Raw genomic sequence first — 3,279 nt, forward strand, 5'->3', positions numbered from 1 at the left:
CGGTGGCTGAGCCGGATCGAGCAGGCCGCACCCGAGGAGGGCCTGGAGGCGGAGGCCACGGCCGGTGGGCCAGACCACCTCGTCGTGCTGCGCCTCGGCCGGAGGGCCGCACCGCCGTCGGACCGCGCATCCCGCCCCTCAGGCCCAGCTCAGACGCTCACGCCCGAGCCCGTCATCGCGGAGCCCCCTGAAACGGTGGTCACGAGCGCCCCTCTGACAGAGATGCAGGTGGCCTATCTCGTCGGCCGTGCGGACCCGTGGTTGGGCCGCCCGGTCGCGCCGCGCTATCGGACCGAGGTCGAGGTGGGCGGTCTCGACGTCCCGGCGCTCGAGCGGGCGTTGGACACGATCGTCGATGCCCACCCCATGCTGTCGGCGCGAGTCGACGACAACGGCCGGCAGGTCCTCGACACCGCGGCCCGGCCGCGACTGCAGATCGAGGACCTGAGCGTGGCGACGGACGCCGAGGTGCGCGCCGAGCGTGAACGCCGCCGAGCAGAGGAGATGTCCCGGATCCACGACCCCCAGAGCGGGCGGCCCTGGCTCGAGCTCCGTGCGGTGCGGTTACCGGCGCTCGCCGCGGAGGTCTCCCGATGGATGGTCGTGCTGATTCTCGACATGCTGTTCTGCGACGTCCGTGGAGCGGAGATCATCGCCCGTGACCTGACCGCGGCGTACCGGGGCGACCCCGTCGACCGACCCCAGGGTGCATTCCTCAGCTGGGCTGAGGCCCGAGCCGGGGCGGCGCAGGGGGACTCGGCGCTGCCGGATTCGCCGCAGGCGGGGGCACCGAGGCCGCGCTTCCTCCTGCCGGTCCGCCCGCCCGAGAGCTCGCGGTTCACCCGTCGACGCCGCCAGCTCGACCCGCGCACCACCACGGAGTTGATTCGGCGATGTGCAGTCCACCGGACCACCCTCGACGCGGTCCTCGTCACCGTGTTCGCCGAGCTCCTGGCCACCGATGACGGGCACCGACCCCCGGTCGTGGTGACCGTCCTCGACCGCCCCGCCGAGCATCGGGACGTCGTGGGGGAGTACACCTCGACCGTCGTGCTGGATCCCCCGGAGGGCCGGTCCACGAGCGAGCGTGCCCGCGCCGCGGCGACCCGTCTACTCGAGGGCGTCCGTGATCTCGGACGCGACGGATCCGGCCACGGTAACACCCGGATCCGCGAGCATCTCCGTTCGGGCAGCGGCACCGGCGTGCTCCCCGTGGTCTACTCCTCCGGTCTGACCGGGTGGACGGGCGGACCGGCCGCGTGCGATGCGCTGGCGCAGCTGGGTGAGCCGGTCCACTCGATCAGCTCGACGCCGCAGGTCCTGATCGATCTCCAGAGCTTCCGCGACAGCGACGGTTCGCTGCTGCTCGTCCTCGACGCGGTGGAGGACGCATTCCTCGATGGCGTGCTCGACGCGGTCGCCGATGTTCTGGCCGCGACGGTGACGACGCTGGCCGACGGAGACGACCGCTGGCACGAGCCCGGCTTTCCCTCCACTGCGACGCCAGGAGTACCGCGACGCGATGTCGCCGAACTGGGTCGTCGCCGATCGACGACGATCCGGGGACGTCTCGCGGTCGAGGGGGACGACGGCGACCTGCTGACCGTCGTGCGCGCCACGGTCGCCGAGGTGCTCGGGAGGGCCCCGTCACACGACGAGCTCGACCGGGGCTTCTTCGAACTCGGGATGACGTCGATGGATCTCGTCCGCTTCCGCCGGGTACTCGCCGACCGAGGGCACCGGGTGGAGCTCGCGGAACTCTTCGCCCACCCTGACATCAGATCGCTCGCCGCGGGGATGCAGGCCGCACCAGCCCTGAGCCCCGAACCGATCCGGGAACCCAGCCCGAGCGTGAACCCGGCCCAGAACCCGAACGTGACCCCACACGCCGACCCGGACCGATCCCGGCCCGCCATCCGCCCCGATGCGCACGACCCGCTCGCGCTGGCCCGTGAGCGCGGGCGTCAGCGCCGCCGCATCCGGCAGGAGACCAATTCATGACCCGTCCCGTCGATCCGCGACTGGCGCACCACGAGTCGGACATCGCCGTGATCGGCATGTCCTGTCGCCTGCCCGGCGCGCCCGACGTCGAGGCGCTGTGGAGGCTGCTGCTCGACCGCAGGGAGGGGGTCGTGCGAACCGATCGCGAGGCCGCGCGTCGCGCCGGCGCACCCTCGGAGCTCGTCGACCACCCGGGCTTCGTGCCCACCGGGTCGGACCTCGGCCCGATCGACGGCATCGATCTCGCCGCGTTCGGACTCAGCCGGCACGAGGCCAGGTACCTCGACCCGCAACACCGGGTCTTCGCGGAGGAGGTGTGGCACGCGCTCGACGACGCCGGCCACGGGCACGGCTCAGGCGTGGACCGGGTGGGTTTGTTCGCCGGATGTTCTCCCTCCGCGTATCTCCACCACGCGTTCCGGCAGTCCTTCGACCCGTCCGGCGGGACCGATCCGGCCCATGCCATGCAGATCGCGCTGGGGACCATGCCGGACTACCTCGCGACCGGTATCGCCTACCGGATGAACCTCACCGGGCCCGCGCAGACCGTGCTCACCGCCTGCTCGACCTCCCTGGTCGCGGTCCACCTCGCGGTGGAATCGTTGCGCAGCGGCGAATCGGACATGGCGGTCGCCGGTGGGGTCACCGTGCGGGTGCCGGCCTCTCACGGGTACGTCTACGTCCCCGACGGGCCGTTCTCCGTCGACGGGCACACGCGGAGCTTCGGCGACGGTGCCTCCGGAGCGGTGTTCACTCAGGGCGCGGGCGCGGTCGTCCTGCGCCGTTACGGTGACGCCGTGCGGTCGGGGGACCGGATCCGAGCGGTGATCAGGGGCAGTGCCGTCAACAACGACGGAGCCGCCAAGGCCGGGTTCGTGGTGCCGGGCGTCGACGGACACGCCTCGGTCATCGCCGAGGCACTGGGCGGCGCGGGCCTGGGGCCACGCGACATCGGATACGTCGAGGGGCACGGTACCGGCACCCGGATGGGCGATCCCGTGGAGGTCGCGGCGCTGCTCAGGGTGTTCGGGCGGGCGGAGCGACCGTGGTGTCTGCTCGGCTCGATCAAGTCCAACATCGGGCACACCGAGGCGGCCGCCGGGGTCGCCGGCCTCATCAAGGCGGTGCTCGCGGTCGAGCGGGGAGTGATCCCGGCCTCGCTGCACTGCGCGGATCCCAACCCCGACCTCGGGCTCGCCGGCTCCGCCCTCCGCTGCGCCGACGCCCCGTCAGACTGGGACCCGGATCGGCCGCGCGTCGCCGGGATCAGCTCGCTCG

The 3,279-nt window shown here is 72.5% G+C and carries 2 protein-coding genes; both read left to right on the top strand.

Features of this window, described 5'->3' with window-relative positions; all coding sequences use genetic code 11:
• Window positions 1–2,001 (top strand): phosphopantetheine-binding protein (locus G6026_RS10685; protein ID WP_241728026.1); only part of this gene is annotated, 2,001 nt, incomplete at its 5' end.
• Window positions 1,998–3,279: polyketide synthase (locus G6026_RS10690; protein WP_182613170.1), on the top strand; the 1,282-nt coding region annotated here is incomplete at its 3' end. The genes G6026_RS10685 and G6026_RS10690, both read left to right, overlap by 4 nt.

Source organism: Dietzia sp. DQ11-38-2, from assembly GCF_014145055.1.
Taxonomy (GTDB): domain Bacteria; phylum Actinomycetota; class Actinomycetes; order Mycobacteriales; family Mycobacteriaceae; genus Dietzia.